The organism is Thioalkalivibrio sp. ALJ15 (assembly GCF_000383695.1).
Taxonomy (GTDB): domain Bacteria; phylum Pseudomonadota; class Gammaproteobacteria; order Ectothiorhodospirales; family Ectothiorhodospiraceae; genus Thioalkalivibrio.
In genome coordinates this window covers 669278-695095 of record NZ_KB912056.1, presented here as the reverse complement: position 1 = coordinate 695095, position 25818 = coordinate 669278, and the positions used below count along the sequence as shown (strand labels likewise).

At 66.8% G+C, this 25818-nt stretch carries 25 protein-coding genes and 1 pseudogene; 17 read left to right on the top strand and 9 right to left on the bottom strand.

Annotated elements, in window-relative coordinates:
• Positions 1–20 precede the first annotated feature (20 nt).
• Positions 21–659 carry a cAMP-activated global transcriptional regulator CRP gene (crp, locus tag G015_RS0103310; protein WP_018137894.1) on the bottom strand — a complete coding sequence of 213 codons (639 nt, stop codon included), beginning with the start codon at positions 657–659 and terminating at the stop codon, positions 21–23.
• Between the two features lie 223 nt (positions 660–882).
• Here crp and G015_RS0103305 point away from each other — a divergent pair, with 223 nt between their 5' ends.
• The 6 genes from G015_RS0103305 to G015_RS0103280 all read left to right on the top strand — a co-directional run bounded on the left by G015_RS0103305 (position 883) and on the right by G015_RS0103280 (position 6070).
• Entirely contained in the window at positions 883–1311 is a 429-nt protein-coding gene (locus G015_RS0103305) for an OsmC family protein (RefSeq protein WP_018137895.1), read from the top strand.
• Positions 1312–1422: 111 nt separating this feature from the next.
• Positions 1423–2232: an adenosylmethionine decarboxylase gene (gene speD / locus G015_RS0103300; RefSeq protein ID WP_012983717.1), complete on the top strand. Its 810-nt coding sequence runs from the start codon at positions 1423–1425 to the stop codon at positions 2230–2232.
• Positions 2233–2340: 108 nt separating this feature from the next.
• Positions 2341–2733, top strand: coding sequence for a PH domain-containing protein (locus G015_RS0103295; protein ID WP_018137896.1), 393 nt, complete (start codon positions 2341–2343; stop codon positions 2731–2733).
• Positions 2730–3053 (top strand): hypothetical protein, encoded by a 324-nt coding sequence (locus G015_RS0103290; RefSeq protein ID WP_020146155.1) that lies wholly within the window; start codon positions 2730–2732, stop codon positions 3051–3053. Before G015_RS0103295 ends, G015_RS0103290 begins: the two co-directional genes overlap by 4 nt.
• Before the next feature lie 39 nt (positions 3054–3092).
• Positions 3093–4646, top strand: a complete 1554-nt coding sequence (locus G015_RS0103285; protein ID WP_018137898.1) for a bifunctional GNAT family N-acetyltransferase/carbon-nitrogen hydrolase family protein — start codon at positions 3093–3095, stop codon at positions 4644–4646.
• Between the two features lie 143 nt (positions 4647–4789).
• Positions 4790–6070: a response regulator gene (locus tag G015_RS0103280; protein ID WP_020146154.1), complete on the top strand. Its 1281-nt coding sequence runs from the start codon at positions 4790–4792 to the stop codon at positions 6068–6070.
• Positions 6071–6152: 82 nt separating this feature from the next.
• On the opposite strand, the gene G015_RS0103275 is transcribed toward G015_RS0103280, so the two are convergent.
• Positions 6153–6932: a dienelactone hydrolase family protein gene (locus tag G015_RS0103275; RefSeq protein WP_018137900.1), complete on the bottom strand. Its 780-nt coding sequence runs from the start codon at positions 6930–6932 to the stop codon at positions 6153–6155.
• A gap of 159 nt (positions 6933–7091) precedes the next feature.
• On the opposite strand from G015_RS0103275, the gene G015_RS0103270 reads away from it, so the two are divergent.
• The 4 genes from G015_RS0103270 to G015_RS0103255 all read left to right on the top strand — a co-directional run bounded on the left by G015_RS0103270 (position 7092) and on the right by G015_RS0103255 (position 10149).
• Positions 7092–7973: an HDOD domain-containing protein gene (locus G015_RS0103270; RefSeq protein ID WP_018993231.1), complete on the top strand. Its 882-nt coding sequence runs from the start codon at positions 7092–7094 to the stop codon at positions 7971–7973.
• A 36-nt stretch (positions 7974–8009) separates the two neighbouring features.
• Positions 8010–8582, top strand: coding sequence for a Slp family lipoprotein (locus G015_RS0103265; protein ID WP_020146153.1), 573 nt, complete (start codon positions 8010–8012; stop codon positions 8580–8582).
• Positions 8563–9078, top strand: a complete 516-nt coding sequence (locus tag G015_RS0103260; protein WP_081601190.1) for a Slp family lipoprotein — start codon at positions 8563–8565, stop codon at positions 9076–9078. Before G015_RS0103265 ends, G015_RS0103260 begins: the two co-directional genes overlap by 20 nt.
• A 72-nt stretch (positions 9079–9150) precedes the next feature.
• Positions 9151–10149: a zinc-binding dehydrogenase gene (locus G015_RS0103255; protein ID WP_020146152.1), complete on the top strand. Its 999-nt coding sequence runs from the start codon at positions 9151–9153 to the stop codon at positions 10147–10149.
• A gap of 1 nt (position 10150) precedes the next feature.
• Here G015_RS0103255 and G015_RS0103250 read toward each other — a convergent pair whose 3' ends face one another.
• From G015_RS0103250 to G015_RS0103235, 4 genes are all read right to left on the bottom strand, one after another.
• Complete coding sequence (locus G015_RS0103250) at positions 10151–11365, bottom strand: TraB/GumN family protein (RefSeq protein WP_018137905.1); 1215 nt, start codon at positions 11363–11365, stop codon at positions 10151–10153.
• An 82-nt stretch (positions 11366–11447) separates the two neighbouring features.
• A complete protein-coding gene (locus G015_RS0103245; RefSeq protein WP_020146151.1) occupies positions 11448–12590 on the bottom strand; it encodes a hypothetical protein in 1143 nt (380 codons plus the stop codon).
• Positions 12590–13957, bottom strand: a complete 1368-nt coding sequence (locus G015_RS0103240; RefSeq protein ID WP_018137907.1) for an adenylate/guanylate cyclase domain-containing protein — start codon at positions 13955–13957, stop codon at positions 12590–12592. The genes G015_RS0103245 and G015_RS0103240 overlap by 1 nt, the downstream gene beginning before the upstream one ends.
• 26 nt (positions 13958–13983) lie before the next feature.
• Complete coding sequence (locus G015_RS0103235; RefSeq protein ID WP_020146150.1) at positions 13984–14817, bottom strand: inositol monophosphatase family protein; 834 nt, start codon at positions 14815–14817, stop codon at positions 13984–13986.
• A 60-nt stretch (positions 14818–14877) separates the two neighbouring features.
• Between G015_RS0103235 and G015_RS0103230 the strand changes: the two genes are divergently transcribed.
• A complete protein-coding gene (locus tag G015_RS0103230; protein WP_018137909.1) occupies positions 14878–15231 on the top strand; it encodes a DUF3301 domain-containing protein in 354 nt (117 codons plus the stop codon).
• The gene (locus G015_RS0103225) at positions 15228–16169 is read left to right on the top strand and encodes a hydrogen peroxide-inducible genes activator (RefSeq protein ID WP_018993228.1); all 942 of its coding nucleotides are present in this window, start codon (positions 15228–15230) and stop codon (positions 16167–16169) included. The genes G015_RS0103230 and G015_RS0103225 overlap by 4 nt, the downstream gene beginning before the upstream one ends.
• A gap of 19 nt (positions 16170–16188) precedes the next feature.
• On the opposite strand, the gene G015_RS0103220 is transcribed toward G015_RS0103225, so the two are convergent.
• The gene (locus G015_RS0103220; protein WP_018137911.1) at positions 16189–17112 is read right to left on the bottom strand and encodes a GGDEF domain-containing protein; all 924 of its coding nucleotides are present in this window, start codon (positions 17110–17112) and stop codon (positions 16189–16191) included.
• Between the two features lie 260 nt (positions 17113–17372).
• Between G015_RS0103220 and G015_RS0103215 the strand changes: the two genes are divergently transcribed.
• Complete coding sequence (locus G015_RS0103215) at positions 17373–19280, top strand: ATP-binding cassette domain-containing protein (protein WP_018995048.1); 1908 nt, start codon at positions 17373–17375, stop codon at positions 19278–19280.
• 75 nt (positions 19281–19355) lie between these two features.
• Positions 19356–19652, top strand: a complete 297-nt coding sequence (locus tag G015_RS0103210) for a hypothetical protein (protein ID WP_012983699.1) — start codon at positions 19356–19358, stop codon at positions 19650–19652.
• A 119-nt stretch (positions 19653–19771) separates the two neighbouring features.
• Here G015_RS0103210 and fliL read toward each other — a convergent pair whose 3' ends face one another.
• A complete protein-coding gene (gene fliL, locus G015_RS0103205) occupies positions 19772–20170 on the bottom strand; it encodes a flagellar basal body-associated protein FliL (RefSeq protein ID WP_018137913.1) in 399 nt (132 codons plus the stop codon).
• Complete coding sequence (locus tag G015_RS0103200; protein WP_020146149.1) at positions 20167–21003, bottom strand: zinc-dependent peptidase; 837 nt, start codon at positions 21001–21003, stop codon at positions 20167–20169. The genes fliL and G015_RS0103200 overlap by 4 nt, the downstream gene beginning before the upstream one ends.
• 165 nt (positions 21004–21168) lie before the next feature.
• On the opposite strand from G015_RS0103200, the gene G015_RS0103195 reads away from it, so the two are divergent.
• From G015_RS0103195 to G015_RS0103185, 3 genes and pseudogenes are all read left to right on the top strand, one after another.
• Positions 21169–22185, top strand: a complete 1017-nt coding sequence (locus G015_RS0103195; RefSeq protein WP_038050011.1) for an efflux RND transporter periplasmic adaptor subunit — start codon at positions 21169–21171, stop codon at positions 22183–22185.
• 3 nt (positions 22186–22188) lie between these two features.
• A pseudogene (locus G015_RS13595) lies at positions 22189–25378 on the top strand (efflux RND transporter permease subunit).
• Positions 25379–25403: 25 nt separating this feature from the next.
• Positions 25404–25784 carry a hypothetical protein gene (locus tag G015_RS0103185; RefSeq protein ID WP_028490883.1) on the top strand — a complete coding sequence of 127 codons (381 nt, stop codon included), beginning with the start codon at positions 25404–25406 and terminating at the stop codon, positions 25782–25784.
• Positions 25785–25818 lie beyond the last annotated feature (34 nt).

Genomic DNA, 25818 nt, shown 5'->3' with positions numbered 1-25818 from the left:
GGTTTTCGCCAGGGTGCCGCTCAGCGGGTGCCGAACACCACGATGGTCTTGCCGTGGGCGGTGATCAGCCCGCGTTCCTCCAGGTCCTTCAGGACACGCCCGGCCATCTCGCGAGAGCAGCCGACGATGCGCGCGATCTCCTGGCGGGTGATGCGCAGCTGCATGCCGTCCGGGTGGGTCATGGCGTCGGGCTGGCGTGCCAGATCCAGCAGGGTGTGGGCAATGCGGCCGGTGACATCGACAAAGGCCAGGTCCATCACCTTGCGCGAGGTCTGGCGCAGGCGGGTGGCGATCTGGCTGGTCAGCAGCATCAGGATCTCCGGGTCGCGCTGCGCGATCTCGCGGAACTGGGTGTAGGGGATCTCGGCGGTCTCGGTATCCTCGCGGGTGACGACCGTCGCCGAACGCGGGTCATCCTCGAACATGCCGAGTTCGCCGAAGAACTCGCCCTTGTTCAGGTAGGCCAGGACGAGCTCGTGGCCGTTGTTCTCGCCCAACACGGAAACGGAACCGCTGACGACGTAGTACAACGTATCCGGTACCGTGCCGGAGTGAATGATCGTCGTGCGCTTGCGGTAGTGCCGGCGATGGCAGTAACCGAGGAAGCGCTCCAGTGCCGGCGACGGCTGCGCCGGGCGGTAGACGAACGGATTATTCATAGTCATGGCATCCATGGCTTTTAACGTCTCGCTTGTTGAGGACGGTTTTCAGTGTAATTCAGCCCTCCGTGAGCGGGACCCGGGTGTCGGGATCGAGTCACAAAATCCAACGACCAGCATTTGATTTTGTGTCTTGCATCTCAAAGTTCATGCATTTTTTGTTGAGTATAGGCCACACAGGGCCTTCCAAACGGGCCGAAGTTGTGGGCAAAAGGAGACGCGCATGCAGGTCAGGGTGAAGTGGCTGGAACAGGTGGCGTTTGTCGGCGAGACCGGCAGCGGCCACGCGATCGTGATGGACGGCCCCCCGGATGCCGGTGGTCGGAACCTGGGCGCCCGCCCGATGGAGATGCTGCTGCTGGGGCTGGGTGGATGCACCAGTTTCGATGTCGTGGCGATGCTCAAGAAGGGACGCCAGGAGGTCCTCGACTGCGAGGTCACAGTGGACGGTACGCGGGCCGAGACGGTGCCCAAGGTGTTCACCGACATCCACGTGCACTTTCGGGTCTACGGCCATGGCCTGTCCGAGAAGCAGGTGGGGCGCGCGGTGGAGTTGTCCGCGGAGAAGTACTGCTCGGCCTCGCTGATGCTGGGGGCGGCGGCCCGGGTTACCCACGACTTCGAAATCCTCGAGGGCCCCGCGCCCCGCTGAGACACCCGCGCAGTCGGCGGGAATTTTCCCCAAGGGGCGTAGCGTGTTTCCCTGACGCCCCGGGACGTCTACAATCCGCCGTTCCCTGCGCACCGGGCAAGAGGAAACGCCATGCCCCGTCACAAGAAGCAGATCAAGCTCCACGGGTTCAACAACCTGACCAAGAGCCTGAGCTTCAATATCTACGATATCTGCTACGCCTCCGGCGAACGCCATCGTGACGAGTACATTGCGTACATCGACGAGGCCTACAACGCCCAGCGTCTGACGCAGATCCTGACGGACGTGGCCCACCTGATCGGGGCCAACATCCTGGATATCTCGCGCCAGGACTACGACCCGCAGGGCGCCTCGGTGACGATGCTGATCTCCGAGGAGCCGGTGGCGACCGAGATGATCGGCTACACCGAAGGCCCGGGCCCGCTGCCGGAAACGGTGGTCGGTCACCTCGACAAGAGTCATATCACGGTCCATACCTATCCGGAGGCGCACCCGGAGGGCGGGATCGCAACCTTCCGCGCGGATATCGATGTTTCCACCTGTGGTCGCATCTCCCCGCTACGCGCGCTGAACTACCTGATCCACAGCTTCGAGTCGGACATCGTGATCATGGACTACCGCGTGCGCGGCTTTACCCGCGACGTGCGTGGCAAGAAGCACTTCATCGATCACAAGATCAACTCCATCCAGGACTTCCTCTCGCGCGACACCAAGGAGAAGTACCAGATGGTGGACGTGAACGTGTACCAGGAGTACCTGTTCCACACCAAGATGGTGCTCAAGGATTTCGATCTCGACAGCTACCTGTTCGGCCTGGGCAAGGATGACTACTCGGCGAAAGAGGCCAAGCGCATCGCCAAGTTGCTCAAGCACGAGATGATGGAGATCTTCTACGGCAAGAACATGAGCCGCCCCGCCTGATACGCGATACCGCGTTCCTTGACCGGCGCGGCAGCATCGCCTGGAGACACCCGCGGCGGGCGCTCCATCTGGCACACTGTTGGGACCTGTCCGCGAACCGGAGATCCCATGTCCAGTCGTGCGCCCGCGATCGACGCCCGCCCGGCGATGTTTCGCAATCACCCGTTCGGTTTCATCTTCAGTGTCCTGCTGATCGCGGCCTTTGGTCTGGGGCTGTTGATCCTGCTGTGGTGGTATCTGCAGACGCGCTCGGTGCGTCTGCGCATCGATGCCGATCAGGTGCACCTGGAGGAGGGCCTGCTCAGCAAGTCCCATGTGGACCTGGACATTGGCCAGATCCGCACCGTGAAGGTCGATCAGAGCTTCTGGAACCGGATCTTCCGGGTCGGCGAGATTGCGGTGTACACCACCGGCGACAACCCGGAGTTCCGTGTGAGCGGTATCCCCGATCCGCACCGCGTGCGTGACTACGTGCGCGATCGTCGCGAGGCAGCCGCGTGAGTTCCGGCGATCGCCGCGACAGCCGCCTGGCCCTGCGCATAATGCTGGGGACCTCGGCGCTGGCCGCGTTGCTGGTGGCGTTGATCGTGCTGGGCGCGGCCGTCACCCTGCCCGGGCTGTCCGAGTGGGTCGCGATCACGTTCGACGATGGCATTGGGCTGCAGATGGCGGCCCTGGTCGCCGCGATCGTCTCGGTGCTGGTCATGCTGGTGTTCGCGCTGGCCGCTGGTGAGGGGCTGATCGGCGAGTTGCAGTTCATGATCCCCGGCTTTTTCTTGTTCTTTGTCTTTTTCTGGCTGCTGCTGGCCTGGATTTTCTGAACCGACCGGCGAGCGGTCCCGTCACGGAGTACTTAACGCGTGAGCAATCAGCAAGACGCCGACCCCAATGTCCCGCACCGCCTGACGCTGCGGCCGACACGGATGGAGGACTACGACGACATCCGCGAGATCATGGAGCGGGTCTACCACGACCTCGACGGGGCCTGGAGCGAGGCCCAGTTTCGGTCACAGATCTCCCGTTTTCCCGAAGGCCAGATCTGTATCGAGGACAAGGGCAAGGTGGTGGCTGCGGCAATCAGCCTGATCGTCGAGTACAAGCGATTCGGTGATCAGCACAGCTACTGGCAGATCACCGGAAACGGGTTCCTGACGACCCACGACCCGGATGGCGACACCCTTTACGGCGTCGATATCTTTGTCCACCCCGAGTATCGCGGCCTGCGCCTCGGCCGTCGCTTGTATGACGCGCGCAAGGAGCTGTGCCAGAAGCTCAATCTGCGCGCGATCGTGGCCGGTGGGCGCATCCCGGGCTACGAGCAGCACCGGGACGACCTGACCCCGCAGCAGTACGTGGAGAAGGTCAAGAATCACGAGATCACCGATCCGATCCTGACCTTCCAGCTGGCCAACGATTTCCACGTTCGCAAGATCATCACCAACTACCTCCCGGACGACGAGAAATCGGGCGCCTACGCGACGCTGATCGAGTGGCTGAACATCTACTACGAGGAGAAGGAGAAGCTGATCGGGGGCAGCCGTTCGGACGTGCGCATCGGCGTGGTCCAGTGGCAGATGCGCCCGACACCGGACCTCGACTCGCTGTTTCAGCAAGTCGAGTACTTCGTGGATGCCGTCTCCGGCTACCGCTCCGACTGCGTGCTGTTCCCGGAGTTCTTCAATGGCCCGCTGATGGGCGCGTTCAACCAGGAGTATCCGGCCGAGGCCGTGCGCCATCTGGCCGAATACACCGAGCAGATCCGCGAGGAGATGGTGCGCCTGGCGCTCGCCTACAACATCAACATCGTCGCCGGGTCGATGCCGGAGTACAGCGACGAGGTCCTGCGCAATGTCTCCTATCTGTGTCGGCGTGACGGGACCTGGGACCGACAGTACAAGGTGCATGTCACACCCGACGAGGTCGCCTACTGGGGGCTGCAGGGTGGCGACGAGGTGCACGTATTCGACACCGACTTCGGCAAGATCGGCATCCTGATCTGCTATGACGTGGAGTTTCCGGAGCTGCCCCGGGTGATGGCCGAGAAGGGGCTGCAGATCCTGTTCGTGCCGTTCTGGACCGATACCAAGAATGCCTATCTGCGGGTGCGCCGCTGCGCCCAGGCGCGGGCCATCGAGAACGAGTGCTATGTGGTGATGTCCGGCTCGGTCGGCAACCTCCCCAGGGTCGAGAACATGGACATGCAGTACTCGCAGGCGGCGGTGTTCACGCCGTCCGACTTCGCGTTCCCGCATGACGCGGTGGCCGCGGAGGCGACGCCGAATACCGAGATGACCCTGATCGTCGACCTCGACCTCGACAACCTGAAGGAGCTGCGTAACCACGGCTCGGTGCGCAACCTGCGCGATCGGCGGCGGGATCTGTATGCGGTCCAGTGGAAGTCGAAGCCCGTTTAAGCGCTGCGCAAAAACGTGACCCGGTTCTCGCTGGGCCGCAGCGTGCGCTGGCGCCGGGCCGGGCGCATGCGTAACCTTCAGAGCGGGACTTGAGTCCGGCCGTGCAGGGGAGCGCGGTACGTGACGTGCCCCAGGGGGCTTTGATGACTGAACAACAATCGGCAACGACCCGCACCGCCATTCTGGTAGTGGATGATTCCAAGGTGATCCGGATCGCCCTGCAGCGCATCCTGCAGGGTGAGCGTGTGGTCTACGAGGCGGCGGACGGCGAAGAGGCCTGGTCGCTCCTGCAGCGCAATGCCGATATCGGTCTGGTGCTGACGGACCTGTCTATGCCGGGCCTGGATGGCCAGGACCTGCTGCTGCGGATTCGCGATGGTGCCGAAGGGCTCCCGGCCGATCTTCCGGTGGCCATTATCACCGGTCAGGAGAGCGACGAGGAAGCCAGTCGCGAATGGCTGCAACTGGGCGCCAACGCTGTGTTGATGAAACCCTTTGTGCCCGGTCGCGTGCGCGAGGTGGTCAATGATCTGCTGCCGCTGACTACAGGGGGTGGCGGCGACCAGCTCCTGCGGCAGGAAGTGGACCGGCTGCGTCGCGAGTTGATGCTACGCCAGCAATCCGCCAGTGAGCGCGAGGCGCAGCGCGAGATCGAACGCCTGCGCACCGCGCTGAGCGAGGCGCGCGACGAGGCGACGGCCGCCTTGCAGCGCGCCGAGGAAAGCGAAGGCCAGCTCGCCGAGCTGCAGGCGGCCGAGCTGATCGCGGGCGAAGATCCGGGCGAGGAGACGGCCACTCCGGACTCGTCCGAGCGGGTCGAGGAGCTAGAAGTACTACGTGCCCGCGTGCGCGAGTTCGAGAACGAGAATATCCGGCTGGACCACGAGCTGGTCGAGCTGGACCGCTTGCGCGAGACCGTGCAGAAGGAGCGGGATCAGGCCCTGGAAGAGGCGTCCCGGCTGCGTCAGGAGCGCAATCAGCAGTGTGAGCGTGCCGCCGCAGCCGAGCGGGCACGGGCCGACCTGGAGGCCCGCTGTTCGGAGCAGGACGGCTCCTCCTCGGCCCTTGCTGAACGGCTGGCCCGTCGTGAGCAGGAACTGGAGGAGTCGCGCGAACGCAATCAGACTCTGCGAGCCCGCATCCGCGAATTGGAGCTGGGGTCGGCGACGTCTCTTTCGGGGCAGGAACGTGACGCCCCCGCTGCGCGCGGGGAGGCGCATGAACCGCTGGTGGCCCGTGCCAACGAACCGATGTCGCCCGCACCGGCGATGGCGGCCGATACGCCCGCGGCCAGCCCTTCATCGCGCAAGCGCCGCAGTCGTCCGGCGCCTTCTCGCGGCTGGCGCTGGCTGAAGCTGGCGATCCTGGTCATGGTGGCCGTGGTGGTGGGGCTTGGGACCCTGATCTTTTTCCGCAACTTCTGACCGGATCGGCGGGGCCGGGTAGCGTAAATCGAGCGTGGCGGGCAACGGGCCCGCCACGCTCGAGCAGTGCCAGATACTCGAACTACATGCGTTCCAGGGCGCTCAGCAGGTGCTTCCACGAGTCGCGGTCAGCCCGCTCGTCGTAGCCCACCGGCATGTCGAACTTCTCGGCGATCTCGTCGGCCCCGGGGTTGGTGAAACTGTGCACCACACCGGAGAAGTCGACAAAGGTATAGGTGGCCTCGGCGTTATCCATCTCCTCGCGGAAGTCCGCCACCTGCTCCGGCGGGACCATCGGGTCGGCCGCACCGTTGAAGACCAGGACTTCCGCCGTGACGTCGCCCGCACTCGCCGGGTGGTCAGTCACCAGTGCGCCATGGAAGCTGGCAACCAGGGCCAGGTCCATTCCGGCACGCGCGGCCTCCAGCACCACCGTGCCGCCGAAGCAGTAGCCCACCGCCGCCAGCGCCTGGTCGGCTGTGGCATCGTGCTCCTTGAGCCAGTCATGGGCGGCCTCGAAGCGGCCCAGCATCAGGTCGCGGTTGCCGCGAATCTGTCCGGCGAACTCTCCCGCCTCGGATGGGTGGTCGGCTCTCTTGCCGCTGCCGTACATGTCCAGTGCGAAGGCGGCATAGCCCTCGCGTGCCAGTTGCTCGGCCCGGTCGCGGGCGTATTCGTTGTGGCCCCACCATTCATGGACCACCAGGACGCCCGGGTGGGGGCCGTCGCTGTCGGGGTAGGCGAGATAGCCGGTCATCTCCTCGCCATCATGATCGTAGGTGACCTCCTCGGTCTGAATGCCGGCCAGCGCCAGGCCGGGGAGGGTAAAGGCCAGTAGTGCAGCGGTCAGTCGAAACGCCATGGGACAACCTCCGTTGTGGGGTGCAAGCAACAATTAGTGATCCGAGTACCTGATTATGGTTCGTTCCGCCGCGATTTGCCCGGGCTTCGTTTCCCTGGCGGGGGGCATGGGGCTACAGTAGGTACAGCGGGGCGTGCGGCCCTGTTGTGGAGAACCAGGATGTCCGAGATGCACGCAACGGAAAGCCTCGAGGCGCGCGTCCAGTCGGCCGACAAGCTGCTGGCGATGCCGCAGGTCGTGTTCGAAGTCGCGCGCCTGCTGGAGGATGACAACAGTACACCGGGACAGATCGCCGCAACCCTGGGGCGGGACCCCGGTCTGGTGGCCCTCGTTCTGCGCCTGGCCAACAGCCCGGCGTATGCACAGACGCGCAGCGTCGATACCGTGGAACGCGCGGTGAACCTGCTCGGACGCGACACCCTCAAGCGTCTGGTCGTGGCCGGTGCGATCACCCGCGCGACCGGCCGCATCCCCGACCAGGAGCGTCTGCCGCTGGAGGTGTTCTGGCGCCATTCCGCCTACTGTGCGGTCATCGCCCGCCACCTGGCTGACCGCGTCCTGCCGCGCCAGGCCGGTAGCGTGTTTCTCGCCGGGCTGCTGCATGATCTGGGCAAGCTCTTGCTGTTCACCCAGTCGCCGGAGGCGGCGCACCGCGCATTTCTCTCCAGCCTGGATATCGGGGCGGGTCCCAGTCCGCAGCGGGCCGAGCGCGAGCAGCTGGGTTTCGATCACGCGGAACTGGGCGGGGCGCTGGCCGCCCACTGGGGACTGCCGGAGGGGCTGGTGGCCTGTGTGGCTGGGCACCACCACCCGCAGTCAGCGCCCGAGGGGCACCGGTTGGCGGTGATGCTGGTGCATCTTGCCAATACCGGGGCCCACCTGGCCGAGATTGACTCGCGCGACTGGGCCGATGCCCCACCGGTGGACGAGGGTGTCTGGCAGGCCGTCGGGCTGGAGCCGGAGGACCTGCTGCGGGCCGTGGAGGCGGCCCAGCACGAGATCGTGGATGTCGAGGCGCTTTGTGCGTCAGGCCCGGAGTGACGCGAACCTTGATGCGCTGCGGGCGGTCCTAGAGGCATGAACCTTCTGCGTCACTTTTCTGCGCTGACCGGCTTGCTGCTGGGCGGGTTGCTCGTGGGCTGTGCGGGTATCCCCGAAGGGATCGAGCCCCTGCCGGAGGAGCCCCTGACCCGCGCCGAGGTCCTGGCCGACCCCGAGGCGACCAAGGGCCAGGCGGTGGTCTGGGGCGGTGTCATTGCAAAGGTCGAGAACACCCGGGACGGCACCCGGCTCGAGGTGGTGGCGCGCCCGCTCAATCGCGAGGCTCGTCCGCGCGAGGTCGACCAGTCGGAGGGCCGGTTCCGTGCCTATATCGACGACTTCCTCGATCCCCAGGTGTACGCGGAGGGGCGCGAGGTCACGGTGCGCGGCCGGCTGGATGGCATAGAGGACGGCTCAATTGGCGAGTTCGACTATCGCTTCGTCCGTATCGACGCACAGACGGTACACCTGTGGGCCAAGCGCCCCCCGCCGCGCGAGCCGTATTACTACGACCCTTGGGGCCCGCCGGGCTATATGGGCCCGTACTGGCGGCCGCACCCCTACCACTGGCGTCACGACCCCTGGCGATATGATCCCTGGTACTGGTAACGCATGGCGCACCCGGGTCGCTGCGCTGGTGCTGGTGTTTGCGCCGGTGCTGCTGGCGGGTTGCGCCTCCGGCCCGCTGGACATCCCCGATGCGGTGGGTGATCCGGTGCCCCCGCGCAGCGTGACGGCTGACAATCTGCCCGCCGAGGACCAGGTCTGGGGCGGGGTGATTGCCCGCGTCGACAACCGTGCGGACAGTACGGTGCTAGAGGTGGTCAGCTACCCGCTGCAGCGCCAGGAGCCGCAGACACGACAGGCGAATACGGGGCGTTTTCGCCTCAAGCTCGATGGTTTTGCCGATCCGGTCGACTACCGCCCGGGACGCCGCGTTACGGCGGTGGGGACGGTCTCGGGGACCGAGGAGGGCTCGATCGGGCAGCTGGCCTATGTCTTCCCGCTGCTGGATGCCTACTCGGTCCACCTGTGGCCAGACCCGGAACCCCCGAGGCCGTCGTCGGGCGTGCGTTTCGGGATCGGCATCGGGATCGGACTCTAGCGCGTCGCCGGCAAGGTTTCCCGGAGCGGTATCAAAATCCACAAGGCATGTTCAAACACGAGGAGTCGCTCGATGCGAGCCATCGTTTTCGACGAGCCCGGCGGGGCGGATGTCCTGGAACTGAGGGAGGTCCCCGAGCCCGAGCTTGAAGGGACTGACGACGTAAAGATTCGACTGCTGGCGGCCGGCGTGAACCCCGTCGACACCAAGGTTCGGGCACGGGGCATGCTGGTGCCAGGGGCACCACGTAACACGCCCGGCTGTGACGGTGTCGGCGTGGTCGAGTCCTGCGCCAGCGGTGTGCGCCATGTCCGCCCGGGGCAGCGCGTGGCCTTCTGCTTTGGTGGCGTGGGGGCGGACCCGGGTACCTATGCCGAGCAGGTGGTGGTCCCGGAGGCGGCCGTGGTGCCGGTACCGGCCGCGGTGACGGACCTGCAGGCCGCGGCTTTGCCGCTGACCTGGCTCACGGCCTGGGAGGCATTGTTCGAGCGCGCCGATCTGCAGCGTGGACAGACCGTACTGGTGCATGCCGCTGCAGGCGGGGTGGGGCAGATGGCCGTGCAGATCGCGCGCGCGGCCGGGGCCCGGGTCCTGGGGCTGGTGCGTCGCGAAGAGGCGCAGCGCCTGGTCACCGGCCTGGGTGGCGACGTGGTCGACCTGACCCGGCCCGACGCCGGGGAGTCGATCCGGAGCTACACCGACGGGCGCGGTTTCGACATCGTGCTGGATACCGTGGGCGGGCCGGTCTTTCGCGATGGACTGGCACAGGTGGCCTACGGCGGTGATCTGGTGACCCTGCTGGCGCCGCCGGATGACGTGGACTGGAACGCGGCGCGCCTGCGCAACCCCAGTATCAGCCTGGAGCTGATGCTGACCCCGATGCTGGAAGGGGATCGCCGGCGCCTGAAGCACCAGGCCACGCTGGTGGCCGAGGGGCTCGCGCGCCTGGCCAGCGGGCGGCTGCAGGTCAACGTGGAGGACAGCCTGCCGCTGGCCGAGGCGGCCGAGGCGCACCGGCGTATCGAGGCCGGCGGGCGTCGCGGCAAGCTGGTGCTGCGGATCCCGGAGTAGGTCAGCTACCGAACAGGTGGCTGAATACGCGTGCACCGCCGATATAGGTGCCGGCCGCGGAGCCGAGCGTCGTCAGCAGGAAGACCAGCAGCACGCGCGAGACCCGGTTGCGCCACCAGCCCCTCGGGGTGGTGGTGTCCTGGCGCAGGCGGGCAAAGTCGTCGACCCGCGGTTTGCGCAGAAACAGCTCGGCCGCGGCCGCGACGAAGCCTACCCCGATGGTCGGGTTCAGCGAGGTCAGGGGTGCGGCCAGCGCCGCTGTGACCACGGTCAGCGGATGCGCGAGCGCGATGATGGCGCCAATGGCGGCCAGGCCGCCGTTGATCATCACCCAGTCCATCACCATCTGCAGGCCGATGTCCGGATTGCGCAAAAAGCCGATCACGAAGCCGGTCAGGATCACGGCGACGATCACCCACGGCAGGACCTTGGGCCAGCGTGCCTTGGGCGGTGATTGGTCGAGGGAGTCCAGGATGGCGTCGGGCGGCGTCAGTTCGTCTTCCGCCTGGGTTGCGATCCCGGACAGGTGCCCGGCACCGACCACGGCGAGGATGCGGCGGTGGTTGCCGGACGCGGCCAGGCGCCGCAGGTGGGCCGCCATGTACTGGTCGCGCTCGTGGATCAGCGTGCGATAGAGGTCCTCCGACTGTTCGGCGAATTCGCTGAAGGTGGACTCCAGCATGTCGCCTTCCTTCAGCCGTTCGATCTCCGATTCGTCGATCTTCTCGCGCGACAGGACCGAGCCGAACAGCCCGCCGATCAGCCCCATGCGCTGCCACCAGGGCACCGCGCGGTAGGTGCGGCGTAGCGTCAGGCCGAGGTCGCGGTCGATCAGCGCCAGCGGCAGCCCGCCATCCAGGGCTGCGTCCATCGCCGCGCGCATCTCGGCCCCCGGCTCGATCCCGTACTGTTCCGCCAGGCGCTGCTGATAGGCCCCCAGCGCGAGGCTCGCGGCGATCATCGGGGCCTGCCCCTGGCGCATCACACTGAACAGGTCCATGCGCCCGACCGCGTCGGGATCCAGCATCGCGCGCTGGCGGCTCTCGCACAGTTCGATGGCCACCGCGTCGAACTCGCCGGTGTCCACGAGGGCACGCACCTTGTCGGCGCTGGCGCGGGAGACATGCGCGGTGCCCAGCACAACGACCTCGGTACTGCCCAGTTGCAGGACTCGGTGGGGTTCGTCGGTGATCAGGTCGTGGACAGAAGCACTCATCGCAGGGGGTGGTTCCGGTTAGGCGGGCGCGGCAATCCTAGCAGGGTCGCCGCATGGGGACGACCTGGCAGCCTGCCAGATCTCAGGACTCCGGCTCCTCGTCCCCCTCGGCATCCTCGGTGTCGGGGATGGGGAAGGCCTCCGGATCGACCGGCGCCGGGGCCTCGGGGATGCGCAGGGTGTCAAGACGTTCAAGTACGCGCAGGGCCCGCTCGCGCGCGGTGGCCAGCCCGGAATGACTGGGGGCCAGCGCAAGTCCTTCTTCCCAGGTGTCGACCGCCTCCTGGATCTGGCCGGCCGTGTACTGGCGGCGGCCCTCTTCCAGCAGGTGCTCGGCGCGCTGGTCGCGCTGTTCGCGCCACTCGTCGCACAGGGAGATGCGTGCTCGCTGGGCGGCCTGGTCGGGGCCGGAGGCATCTTCGTCCAGCCGGATGTCGCCACTACGGCACCACTGAGCCGCCCGCTGCAATTCGCCGGCCTGCAGTGCCTGACGCAACTGCGCGTTGATCGCGGACAGGCGCTCGGCCTCCTCTTCGCGGTCCTTGTCTTCTTCGCGTGTGCGCATCTCCTCCTGGAGTTCGCGGATGCGGGTGGCCCGTTCGCTGACCGGGGATAAATCCTGTGCCAGGCGCAACAGCTCCAGGCGCTCGCGGCCATCGCTGTCGTCGGCATACTGCTCCAGGGCCTTGGCCAGGGCGGGGGCGCGTTCGCTCAGGGCGTCCGGGTCTGCGGGCAGTTGACCGGTATCCGGAACCAGGGGGCGCATGATCTCCAGCAGGCGGAGTTGCTGAACCAGGTTGCGGGCCTCAAGGACATCGTGGCGCTGCTGCAGGGTGCGCAGACCGACCTGGCGCTGGCGCTCCAGCTGGTCAATGAAGCGGGCACGCTCCTCGCTTTCGGGCAGGCGGGAGTCGGCGTCCTCCAGGATCCCCAGGGCCTCTGCGACCGCGCCCTCGGCGGAAACAGCCCGTGCTTTCTTCATGGCCTGCTCTGCTGCCTCTTGCGCCATGATCTCGATCTGCTCTCGGCGCGAGGTCCATTCGGCGGCTGGCTCGGGGTCGTGCTCGTGGATCAGCTCCAGGGCGCGCTGGTACTCGCCTTCCTCGACGGCGGCTTCGATCTGGTCTTCCGCCGTCATGAAGGGCTGCATGCCGGCGCAGCCCTGGAAAAAAAGCAGAGCGAGGGCGGCCAGCAGCAGGCCCGGTCGCGCGCCGTGGAGCCGCATCAATGGGTGTCCGCCACCGCGAGGATACGAATGACCTCGGCGGGTTCGCTGACGCCGTGTAACTCGTGCGTCCCCCAGTGTTCGGTTTCAAACTGCCCTTTCACCTGCTCATGCTCCATGAAGCACTGCGTGGTTACCATGCCGGCGGATGGCGCGACCGTGACCAGGCGGGCCGCCACGTTGACGGTGTCGCCGACCACGGTGAATTGCATGCGGTCCTGCGCGCCCATGTTGCCGGCCAGCATCTCGCCCGCGTTCAAGCCAATGCGGAATTCGACGCGTTCCTCGCCCCGGGCCTCGCGTTCAGCATTGATCGCGGCGACCGTTTCCAGCAACGCGAGCCCGGTTCGTGCGGCCGTCTGGCGATGGTTCTCGTCACCGCCGAGGCCAAACACCGCCATGGTACAGTCGCCCATGTACTTGTCTACCGTCCCACCGTGACGGGCAATACATTCCGCCATCGGACCGAAGAATTCATTCAGCATGCGGCCGAGTTCTTCCGGGGTGCAGCGCTCCGACAGCGCGGTATAGCCCTTGATGTCGGCGAACAGCACCGAGCCCTCGACCGCCCGTCCTCCGAGCTCGATCCGGTCGAGATTCTCCAGGATGTCCTGCGCGATCGCGTCGGAGACATAACGGCGCAGGGCCGATTCGACCTGGTCCTTGCGCAGCAGGTCCTGGGCCATGTTGTTGAAGGCGTCGGTCAGCTGGGCGATCTCGTCCTCGTGCACCATCGGCACGGGTCGCCCATGTTCGTCGACGGGATGGCGTATGCGCTCGCGCATGGCATGTGCCAGGCGCTCCAGCGGGCGCACCAGGCGCTTGCTGATGTCGATTGCCAGGATCAGGCTGAGCAGAAAGACCCCGATCGCTGTCGCAATCCCCGCATTGATGGTGTTGCGGATCAGTTCCTGCATGGGGGTCGTGTCGATGTGCGCCTCGATGTACCCGACCTGTACATCCTGGAAGTACACCTCGCGCTGGTAGGGCTCTACCGGAACGGCCAGTGGCCACACGCCTTCGCTGATGCCTCCCCCGGGGGAGGGTGGGGTGCCGGCCGAGGCGATCACGCCGCGGTCGATGGCGTAGGCGGTGACCGATTCGACGCGACCGTCCTCGACCAGCGAGTTCAGCAGGGTCTCCAGGGTCAGATAGTCCTCGGCCAGCATCAGCTCGGCCGAGGTGCGGGCGACGGGTGCCAGGGTCAGCTCGGCCTGGGCCTGGATCTGGTTGTTGAGGACATTGGTGACCTGGTTCAGCACCACCACCGAAAGGGTGCCGATGCCCAGCAGGGTGAGGATGGCGACGACCGCGACGATCTTCCAGGCGATGGGGAGATAGCGTGGAGTGAAATCCCCCGCCGACAAGCGCCCGTTGTTTGATTTTCTGGATTTCACGATTGAGAGGCCATGGAGGGCTTTCGGTGTGGGGAGGTCCATGCCCGCCATTGATCGAACAACGCGGCCGAACGGGCCGCGATGGCCGAGCGCTTGTTCAGGGAGCGGCCAAACGCCGCCTCGCCCTCGAGGTTGCTCATTGTGCCGCCGGCGCGGGCCAGCATCAGCGTTCCGGCGGCGCTGTCCCACAGGGCCTGCCCGCCGTGCAGATACAGATCGGCGCGCCCGGCCGCCAGCCAGGCCCATTCCAGGGCGCAGGCCCCCAGGTTGCGCTGCGAGCGGTACGGGGAGTTAGTGGCCATGGCCGCCGCCAAGTCGGGGGCCAGGCGCTTGTAGTCGACCAGGGCGATGGCCTTGTCCAGACGGCTGGCCGGGGCGCGGGCGGCTGCCGGGGGGGGCGCATCGTTCAGCAGCAGGGGTCCGTCTTCGCGTGCGGTAAAGAGTTCGTCCCGTACCGGGTCGTAGGTCGCGCCATGGGTGACGCGGTCGTCTTCGATGCGCGCAATGGAGATCGCGAAAAAGGGCATGCCGCCGGCGAAGTTACTGGTGCCGTCCAGCGGGTCGACCAGCCAGAAGGCGGGTGCCTCGTCGAGTACGCGGGCCTGCTCCTGCCGCGATTGCTCCTCGCTCAATACGGGTTCGCCTGCGATCGCGGTCCCCAGCAGGTCGCGAAGTCGTGCATCGACGGCATGGTCGGCCTGGGTGATCACCGAGCCATCGGCCTTGTAGTCCACCGCGATCCCGGCCTCGAAGCGAGGTAGCAGCTCGCTCTGGCCAACAGAACGGAGCTCTCCGGCGAGTTGATTGAATGCGTTTGTGCTGATGGACATGGGGCGTCGAGTGCAGGGTGGTCGTCGGCAAGAAACGGAATGTGGGTATCATACCCGTCCATGACGGCTTTGCTGATAATCCTAGCCCTGGTTCTGGTGGCCTTTTACGTGAACGACTCCTGGCGCACCCACGAACGGGTGCGCCAGATCGCGCGCCGCAGTTGCGAGCAGGCCGGTGTGCAGTTGCTGGATGGCAGCGTGGTACGCACGCGCCAGTCCATTCGGCGCCGGCCCGGAGGCCTGGCCTGGTGGCGGCAATACCGCTTTGAATTCGCCACCGACGGGGCCAGCCGACATGTGGGCGAGATCTCGCTGGATGGCCGTCGTCTGCGCCAGGTCACCCTCGACCTGCCCGATGACGGGCGCCTGGTGGATGGCGATGGCGGTGCGGGGCATCGGGGCCCCGAACGATGACGCTGAGCGAGTTGCGCTATGTCGTTGCGGTGGCCGACCAGCGTCATTTTGGTCGGGCGGCCGAGGCTTGTCATGTCAGTCAGCCGTCTTTGTCCGTCGCCATTCGCAAACTTGAAGATGAACTGGGGGTTACCCTGTTCGAGCGCGGCCGTGGCGAGGTCAGCGTGACCCCGGCCGGCGAGCAAGTCGTGACCCAGGCCCGCCGGGTGCTGACCGAGGTGGAGCATCTGCGTGCGGTGGCGGTGCAGAGTCAGGACCAGCTGGCGGGTCCTTTGCGGCTCGGGGCCATCTACACCATTGGCCCGTACCTGCTGCCCGAGCTGATCCCGGTGCTGCGCGAGCGAGCACCCAGGATGCCGCTGGTGATCGAAGAGAACTACACCGATCGACTGCGCGAGCGACTGAAGCACGGCGAACTGGACGCGATCATCATTTCGTTGCCGTTCGAAGAACCGGGTGTGGTCACGCTGCCGCTGTACGACGAGCCCTTCGTCGCGGTGCTGCCGGGCGGCCACCCCCTGCAGCACAGAAAGACGCTGACCCTCGAGGACATGGCGGATGCGACCTTGCTGATGCTCGGTGCCGGGCACTGCTTCCGTGATCAGGTGCTGGAACGCTGCCCCGCCTGCCAGAGGACGGTTACGGCCGATGGCAGTACGCCGCGCAATATGGAGGGGTCCTCACTGGAGACCATTCGCCATATGGTGGCCTCGGGTATGGGCGTGACCATTCTGCCGTGTACTGCGGTGGGGGCCGATCGCTACGCCCAGCGCCTGCTGGCCGTGCGTCGATTCGAGGACCCGGCCCCCAGCCGCCGGGTGGCGCTGGCCTGGCGTACCAGTTTTCCGCGGCCGGAGGCGATCGAGGCCCTGCGCCAGGCCATCCTGGCCACGGCGCTTACCTGTGTGGATTTTATTCAGCCTGGCGCGAACCCCTGAGTCCAGCTTCGGCCGGGGGTCAGTTGCCCGCCAGGACGCGGTTGCGCCCGGACTGCTTGGCAGCGTACAGCGCCTCGTCGGCCTTCTGGTAGAGGGCCTGCAGGGTCGTGTGGCGGCCCACGCTCGCGACCCCGATGCTGGCCGTGACCTTGACTACGCCCTCGCTTTGCAGGGCTGATGCATCATCGGCGGTCGCGGTGGCGCGGATACTCGCAATCGCCGTGCGGATGCGTTCCGCGCACTCCATGGCGCAGGCCAGGTCGGCCCCCGGCAAGACGGCCAGGAATTCCTCTCCGCCCATACGCACCAGCAGATCGGACTGCCGTGTGGCCGTACGCAGCGTGTCCGCTACGCGGCGCAGTAGCTCGTCGCCCACCGCATGGCCGTAGTCGTCATTGATGCGCTTGAAGTGGTCCAGGTCGATGGCCAGCACGGACAGTGGGCGGTCCTGGCGGCGGCAGTCGGCCAGCCATTTGGCGCCCTGGATCTCGAAGGCACGACGGTTGCCCAGCCCCGTGAGTTCGTCGCTCTCCAGATTGGACATCAGCCGCCGGAACCGGTGGGCATTGTGCAGGGCGGGGGCGGCCAGCCCGAGCAGCGCCTCGATCTGCTGCTGTTCCGCGTCGCTGAAGCGGCGTCCGCGCATCAGGATCAAGGAGCCCATGGTGACGCCGTTGTAGCTGAGCCCGTATTCGATGCGGTGACGGTCATCCTCGCCGCCCGACCACGACTGGTCTTCGTTGTCGGTGTAGAAGATCCATCCGGAATGCTGCAGGAGGGTGTGGAGCTGCTCTTGCAGGCGCTGAAGGACGGCGTCGAATTCCAGTGTCGCGGTCAGGGACTGGACGAAGGCCAGCGCGTCAAATGGGGCCTCGGGGTGCTCGGTGGATTTCCCCTTGCCCGATACCAGGCGCAGATTCCCTGCGTTTCCGTCGCGATTCATGGCCGCCTCGCCGTATCCAAAAGTCTTGGGCTCAAGCTGAAGCGAATTTTGTGCCATTTAATAAAAAACGAGTATAAACAATGTGATGCGTTTATTGTCTTTCTTGGGGTGACGGAAAATCGGCGCCTTTCTGCCGGGGTGGCAAGGCAAGGCCGCCCCAGGCGGCAAGGGGTGGCAATAAATTGACGTCTGGGTCAGGAGGGGGCTTTGAACTCGCACTGTCATGTGTGCGCGGGTAACCGTTTCCCTACACTACGCTCATGATCCGACTCTCCGATATCGAGCTGCGGCGTGGCCGGCAGGTGCTGCTGCAGCACAGCGACCTGACTGTTCACGCCGGCTGGCGCGTAGGGCTTACCGGGGCGAATGGCTGCGGCAAGTCCTCGTTGCTGGCCGCGTTGCAGGGCGAGCTCTCCGTGGATGCCGGCCATGTCGATGTGCCGGCGGAGTGGGTGGTCGCCCACCTCCCGCAGGAGGTCCCGGGCAGCCCCCGCCGAGCGGTCGACTACGTACTCGATGGCGACGCTGAGCTGCGCGAGCTGGAGCGCCAGCTGGAGTCGGTCGAGGACGGCGCGGAACACGCGCAGCTGTATGCGGCCATCGATGCGGTCGATGGCTGGTCCGCCGAGGCCCGCGCGCGCCGCCTGCTGGCCGGTCTCGGGTTTGCGCCGGAGGATGCCGATCGTCCGATGAGCGACTTTTCCGGTGGCTGGCGGATGCGGCTCGGCCTGGGGCGAACCCTGATGACCCGGTCGGACCTCCTGCTGCTGGACGAGCCGACCAACCACCTCGACATGGAGGCCATCGTCTGGCTGGAGGGCTGGCTGGCGCGCTATCCGGGCACCGTAATCGTGATCGCCCACGACCGGCGTTTCCTTGATGCGGTAGTCACACACATCGCGCATATCGAGCGCGGACGGATCGAGCTTTACAGCGGGGGCTACACCCAGGCCGAGAAACGACGCGCGGAGGTCGCGGCACAAAGCGAGGCGGCGGCCGCGAAGGTCGCCGCCGAGCGCGCGCACCTGGAGGACTTCGTGCGCCGTTTCCGCGCCAAGGCGAGCAAGGCGCGCCAGGCCCAGAGCCGGCTGAAGCGCCTCGAGCGGCTGGATGAGGTCGCGGTGATTCGCGCCGCGCGCCCGATCCACCTGGAGATCCCGACCCCGGGGCGTCTGCCCGATCCTCTGCTGGCGCTGGAGGCGGCGGCGGTCTGCGACGGCGAGACCTGCCGCCTGCGGGCGACCGACCTGCGGCTGCGCCCGGAGGATCGTATCGGCGTGCTGGGACCCAACGGCGCCGGGAAATCGACACTGCTGTCCCTGCTCGCAGGCGCGCTTGCCCCGACGGCGGGTGAGCGGCGCGTCGACCCCAGCCTGCGGGTGGGCTACTTCGCCCAGCATCAGCGCGAGCAGCTGGATCTTGCGGCCTCGCCCCTGACCCATATGACGCGGCTGGATGCCGCCGCACCGGAACAGCGCCTGCGTGATTTCCTGGGCGGCATGGGGTTTCCCGGCGAGCGTGCGGACGACCCCGTCGGGCAGTGCTCCGGCGGCGAGCGGGTGCGTCTGGTGCTGGCGATGCTCATCTGGCAGGCGCCCGCGCTGTTGCTGCTCGACGAGCCGACCAACCACCTGGACCTCGACATGCGCGAGGCCCTGGCGGAGGCGTTGGAGAACTATGCCGGCGGGCTGGTCGTGGTGGCACACGATCGCGAACTGCTGGCGCGTGTCTGCGACCGTTTCTGGCGGGTCGAGGAGGGCTGTCTGACCGAGTTTGACGGCGATCTGGATGACTACGCGCGCGAGCTGCAGCGCGAACGGGAGACGCCGGACACCTCCGCGCCATCGGCGTCGCGCGCGCCGGAAGCGCCGCGTTCGCAGAAGGAGCGCCGCCAGCAGGCTGCTCAGGCACGCGCGGCGCTGCGTCCACTGCAAAAGCGGGCCGATACGGCGGAGCAGGCCTGTGGCGAGTTGCAGCAGCGGCTGGAGGCGATCGAAGGCGAGCTGGCCGATCCCGCGCTGTACACCGGAGATGCCACGGGCCGGCTGGCCGAGCTGACCCGTGAGCAGGGCGAGTTGCGTGCGCGCCTGGAGAACGCCGAGGCCGAATGGATGGAGGCGCTGGAGGCACTTGAGTCAGCGCGCGGGGATTCTGTGGGCCAGGTCTAATGCCCGAGCCTTGCACTCGGGTATTCGGGGGTCTATACAGAAGAGTGAATACACCGGCACGAGGAGTCATTCGCAATGAATGCACAGGAACTCAATCGTCGTTGTGTCGAACTCTTTCAGCACCCGGATGCACAACTGCACTGCTGGCATCCCCGGATGTTCTGGGAGACCCACATGGTGGAGAACCCGAAGCCGGAGGATCTGCAGCAGCCGAAGGTGGACCTGCGTGAGCTCGAGGTGCTGCTGGCCGAGGCCACGCACCAGGATTCACAGTGTGCTGCCGAGCTGGAGCAGGAAGAACCTGGCCGGGCGACCCTGATCCGGCACATGGTCGAGCGTGGCGAGATGCCACTGCTGCACCGGCCGCACTGATCTTGGCAGGATGAACTGGGTCCCTGGCGGGACCCCGGCCCGGTCCTCCGTCGGGCAGCTTGGGCCCCGGCAGATCTTGGCTGCCGGGGTCTCCTTTGTTTGGCCGGTGGCGCGCGTTACTACTGGCGGATGAAGTCCGAGAAGTACAGGGCCTCGATGCGCGGGGCGCCGGTCAGTTCCTCCAGCAGCTCGTTGAGCTCTTCCATCGCCTCCTGGCGCAAGTCCTCGCGGGCCGCGCTGCCGCGCAGGCTGTCGGGTGAGCGCCCTCCCAGGATGCGAATGAGCCGGTCGCGCACGGCCGGAATATGTCCACGAATCTCGCGGGCGTCACCCATCTCCGCAGCCTCGAGTTGAATCTTGGCCTGCAGGTAACGGGCGCGGTCGGAGGATTCCATGTTGACCACCACGGGTTCCAGGGTCACGTAGCGGCTGTCGAGGTCATCGACAGCGACAGCGCTGCCGGGGATCATCCACCAAAGCATGGCGAGCAGGAAAAGGCTTGGCGACAGGGTCTTCATGCGGAGATCTCGTGTGGCAAGTGGGTCCCTTGCGTGGCGATGGCCGCCGCGCGACGGTGTGGTTCCTGGCGATAATATCGGGCCAGATGATCATAGACCGCCGGCAGGGCCTCGCGCAGCCCTTGCGGCTCGAAGAAGAAGGCCTCTGCGGCCACGGCCAGGAATTCCTCCGGCGCGGTCGCGGCGTACGGATCCAGCGGCAGCTGGTCTTCCGGGGTGTCGTTCTCCACGGCCTCGACAAACGCCTCGTAGGCCGCGGTGAAGTCGCGGGTCCAGTCCTCGGCCGAGTGATCGCGCGCGAGTGGCGGAAAGCCGTTCACGTCGCCGTTACCGGCATCCAGCACGTGGGTCATCTCGTGCACCACCACGGCACCATCGCGAACGACATCGGCCCAGGACAGGATGACCGGTCCGCGCTCCCAGGCCTCGCCGGACTGCGGCATGGCCCCCTGATGCACGATGCCGTCCTCGTCCACCCATTCGTGCTCCGGCACAAAGGTATCCGGATACAGCACCAGCGTGCGCCAGTCACGGTAGGGGGCAAGCCCCAGCTCCAGGACCGGCAGTGCCGCGTAGGCGGCGATCATGCGGCACTGCCCCGGTGTCGGCTCGGACTCGATGCCCACGAATTCCCTGGTAGCCAGGATCTCCTCGATCAGCGCTTTCAGGCGCTCGGCCTCCTCGGGCGACAGGCTTGCGATGAACGGAACCTGGCGCCGCAGGGTCTCCCATTCATCGGGGCCCAGTACCAGGTGGCCGGAATGACCCGCCGCAAAGGGCTCGATCAGCCGCTTGAGCAGACCGCGCAACGGATAATGGGGCGTATCGTGCATGCGGTCATCGTCGCATGTTTGCGCCCTGGTTGCCGCCGGGTCGAGCCGGCATATGTTTCCCCTGGGCGCTACGATGGGGGCGAACCAGAAACCAGAACAGGCGGCTGCTCGGTTGTCGGAGGATGTGTGAGCAAGATTGCGGGTTTCGCCTTTGGGGCTTTGTGGCTGGTGTTGCTTTCGGGCTGTACGGATACCGCCGAGTCCGACTCGGCGGACGACGGCGCCGAGGCGGCCACGCCCATCGCGGCGCTGGAGATTCAGCCGCGCGATCTGTCGCGCGAGCTGCTGGTGTCCGCGCGGGTCGAGCCGATGGCGCGGGTGCGTCTGGCGGCGCGTGCGGATGGCGTGGTCGAGGCCGTCCATGTCGAGGAAGGGGACCGGGTCGAGCAGGGCGAGACCCTGGTGGAACTGGATGTCTCCGAGGAACGGGCGGAGCTGGCGCGCGCCGAGGCCCATGCCGAGGAGGCGCAGCTGGAATACGCGCGCAGTTCCGAGCTGCGTGACGAGGGCATTGCCAGCCGCGCCAGCTACGAACGGGCCCGCGCCGCGCTGCGTTCGGCCGAGAGCGAGCAGGCCCTGTGGCAGGCGCGGGTCGACTACGGGACGCTCGCTGCCGGCCGCGACGGCGTGATCACCGAGCGGATGGTGGAGCCCGGAGAGGCCGTCGCTGCGCGCGATGCGCTGCTGGAACTGGTCGATATTACTACGCTGGTGCTGCGACCCGGGGTGTCCGAGCTGGATGTGCGCGACCTGGTCGTGGGCCAGGACGTGCCCATTCGGCTGGATGCCTTTCCCGATGCCGACTACGTCGCCGAGATTCGTCGCATCTTCCCGGCGGCCTCGCCGGATTCCCAGCAGGTGACGGTGGAGATCGCGCTGCCGGCCGAGGCCGCCGACAACGGCGTGCGTCCGGGTAACCTCGCACGCATCCGCATGACCGTCGATGAGCGCCCGGATGCCCTGGCGGTGCCGGCCGCGGCGATCGGCGAGGACGACGACGCGCGCTATGTATACGTGGTGGTGGATGAACAGCTGGAACGGCGCACGGTCGAGACCGGTGTGACCCGGGGCCCCTGGACCGAGATTACCGAGGGTCTGGAGGAAGGCGAGATCGTGCTGGCGACCAATCCGATCGACATGCGCGAGGGTCAGCGCGTGCGCATTGTCGGCTGGCGGGGCTAGGGCATGGCCAATACCGGGGATCGCCAGCGCCCGCACGGGCGGGTGACCAGCTTCTCCATCCGCCGGCCGGTCGCGATCATGGCGCTGGCCTCGGTGGTGATCGTGCTGGGCATGTTCTTTGTCGATCGCCTGCCGGTGGACCTGCTGCCGCATGTCGAGTACCCGCACATCCGGGTCACGGTGAACCACCCGGGCACCGCGCCGGAGGTGATGGAGGAGCAGGTCACACGGGTGCTGGAGCGCAATCTTGCGGCGACCGAGAACCTGACCCGGATCTACAGCCGTGCCTCCGAGGGGCGCACCAACGTCAACCTGCTGTTCGAATACGGGACCAACCTGGACCTGGCGTTGCAGGATGCGGCGCGTCACCTCGAGCTGGCGCGCACCCAGTTGCCGGACGATTTCGAATCCCTGCGCCTGTACAAGTTCGACCCTTCGCAGGACCCGATCTGGGAGGCGGGCTTCTCCTCCACCGTGCGTTCCGAGACCGCGCTGCGTGACTGGGTGGAGCACGAGCTGGCGCCACAGTTGATCGCCATCCACGGGATCTCCTCGGTGGAGGCCTCCGGCGGCCAGCAGCGCGAGCTGGAGGTGATCCTCGACCAGGAACGGGTGCGCGGCTACGGCCTGTCGCTGGCCGCGATCAGCGAGACGCTGGCGGACGAGAACCGCGAGGTGGCCGGTGGCTGGGTGACCTCTGACACCTTTGACGTGATGGCCAAGACCGAGGGACTGTTCACCTCCGAGCACGATGTGCGCAACGTGCTGATCCCGCTGCCGGGGCCGCAGTCGGCGCATGTGCGCCTGGGCGAGCTGGCCGAGGTGCGCGACGGCCACCGCGAGCAGCGCCTGTTCATCCGCCTGGATGGCACGCCGGCCGCGCGTGTGTCGGTGTTCAAGCTGCCGGAGGCCAATACCGTCGAGTCGGTGGATTCCGTGCGCGCGACGCTCGGGCGGCTGGAGCGCTCCGGGTTTATCCCCGAGGATATCCAGTGGGAGGTGGTCAGCGACTCGGCCCCGTTTATCCGTGGCGCGGTGTCCTCCGTGGGCACCGCTGCAGTCCTCGGTGGCGTGCTGGCGATGCTGGCGGTGTTCCTGTTCCTCGGCAGTCTGCGCAAGAGCTTCATTATCGGGCTGTCGATCCCGATCGCGCTGATGGCGACCTTCGCGATGATGGGGCTGGGCGGATTGACCCTGAACATCATCAGCCTGGGCGGGCTGGCGCTGGGCGTGGGGCTGCTGCTCGACAACGCGATCGTGATGCTGGAGAACATCTACCGCCATCGTGACAAGCTCGGGAAATCGCCGGAGCAGGCCGCCCACGACGGGGCGGGCGAGGTCGTCTCGGCGGTCACCGCCGGCACGCTGACCAATCTCGCGGCAGTACTCCCGTTCCTGCTGATTACGGGCATCGGGGCGCTGATCTTCCGCGAGCTGATCCTGACGCTGTCGTTCGCGATCATCGCCACGCTGGCTGCGGCGATCACGCTGGTGCCGATGCTGGCGGCCCTGCTCGCGCGCATCCGCTGGGAGAGCGGGCTGGACCGGACCCGGCTGCTGCGCGGCTTCGACCGCGGGGTGCAGGGCCTGCGCCGACGTTACCGGCGTCTGCTGCCGAAGGTGCTGCGCGCGCGCTGGGTAGTGCTGGGCGCCGCCGGGGTCCTGTTGGTTGGTGCGGTACAGGTCGGCGGGGAGCTGGGCACCGAGTTCCTGCCGCAGGTGGACGATGGTCAGGTCAGCGTGCGCATGGTCCTGCCGCCGGGTACACCGCCGCACGAGACCGATGCCGCCGCTCGCGACATCGAGGCCGCACTCGAGGAGCTGCCGCATGTCGAGAGCGTGTTCGCCATGGTCGGCGGGCACCTGGGGGGGTGGCGTGGTCAACGAGCGTCCGGGGACGTCCAATCTCACGGTGCAGCTCACCCCGGCCGGACAGCGTGAAATGACCGCCGGGCAATGGGTGGCCGAGGCACAGGCGGCGATGGACGAACTGGACCTGCCCGGGGCGCGGATTACCGTGCGCCCGCCGAGTATCGACGGGTTGCAGTTCAGCGTGACTGGCGACGACCTGTCGATCGGCGTGGTGGGGGCGGATCTGACCGAGATGCGCACCATCGCCCGCGAGATCGCGGGGCGCCTGGAGGGCATCCGGGGCCTTGAGGGTGTCGAGGTCGGGCGCGAGGACCAGAGCCCGATTCTGCGCGTGCACGTGGATCGCGATCGCGCGGCCGCGCTGGGCCTGCAGGTGGGCACGGTCGGTCAGGCGATCCGCGATGCGGTGGAGGGCGCGGTACCGACCCAGTATGTACGCGATGACCGCGAATACGACTTGCGCGTGCGCCTGCCGCGCGCGGATGTGCAGGACACGGCGACCTTGGGGCGCATGGTGCTGTTCCGCGACAACGGCGATCCCGTACGGCTGGCCGACGTGGCCGAGTTCGAGATCGGCGAGGGGCCCGCCCATATCGAGCGCGAGAACCAGAGCCGGGTGGTGCGGGTGAACGGCGATATCAATACCGAGGTCAGCGACGTCGGTTCGGTGATGGCCGAGGTCGAACAGCGTCTGGCCGAGGTGGAGGTACCCGAGCACTACAGCCTGCTGATCGGGGGCGAGTGGGAGACCATCCAGGAGACGCAGCGCGAGATGGCCACCGTCGTGGCGCTGGCGATCTTCCTGGTGCTGGTGGTGTTGGCGGTTCAATACGAGCGCCTGGCCAACCCGCTGGTGATCGTGGCGGCGGCCCCGCTGTCGCTGATTGGCGTGGTCGCGATCCTGTGGGCCACGACTACGCCGGTCTCCGCGCCGGTGATGATCGGGGCGATCCTGCTGATCGGGGTGGTGGTGAACAACGCGATCCTGCTGGTGGAGTACATCGAGCAGGGGCGGCGCCGGCGTGGCCTGAGCCCGGCACGGGCGGTGGTGGAGGCCGGTGCGTTGCGTATGCGGCCGATTCTGATGACCACCCTGACCACGGTGCTCGGCATGCTGCCGCTGGCCGTTGGTCTGGGCGAGGGTGCGGAGATCATGCGCCCGCTGGCGCTGACCGTGGTCGGCGGCCTGATCGCCGGGATGATCCTGACGCTACTCGTCGTGCCCTGTCTCTATCTGGTCGTGAACCGCGCTGCGGAGCGTCTGAAATTGACGCTTGCCGGCCGTCGGGAAGCGAAGCCGTCTGTCGGGGCGATGAGTTAGGATGCCGGTGATACCGAACATGAAGATTGAGAAGGAGACTGGGATGGTTCGAGTAATCGGGAGTGGTGTACTACTGGCGCTGATGTTCATTGGAAGTTCTGGCGTGCAGGCAGAAGAACTGCATACGGTCGAGCAATTGAATCAGGCGCCGGCCGAACTCGAGGGTGAACCGGTGCGCCTGGAGGGCATCGTCGGCCGGGTCAACGAAGACATCATGGGGGTGAACTTCATCCACTTCGTGGACGGAACCGGCAGCGAGGGTGACTACATCACGATTACGTCCACCGATTTGCCCGAGGTCGGCGATCGTGTCTCGGTGACGGGGACGCTGGTGCTGGAGCGTGACTTCGGCGCGGGCTATACCTATCCCGTGCTCATCGAGGACGCCGAGTTTACCGAGAGGTAGCAACGCGCCCTGATCGCGGGGCCAGAGTATTTCA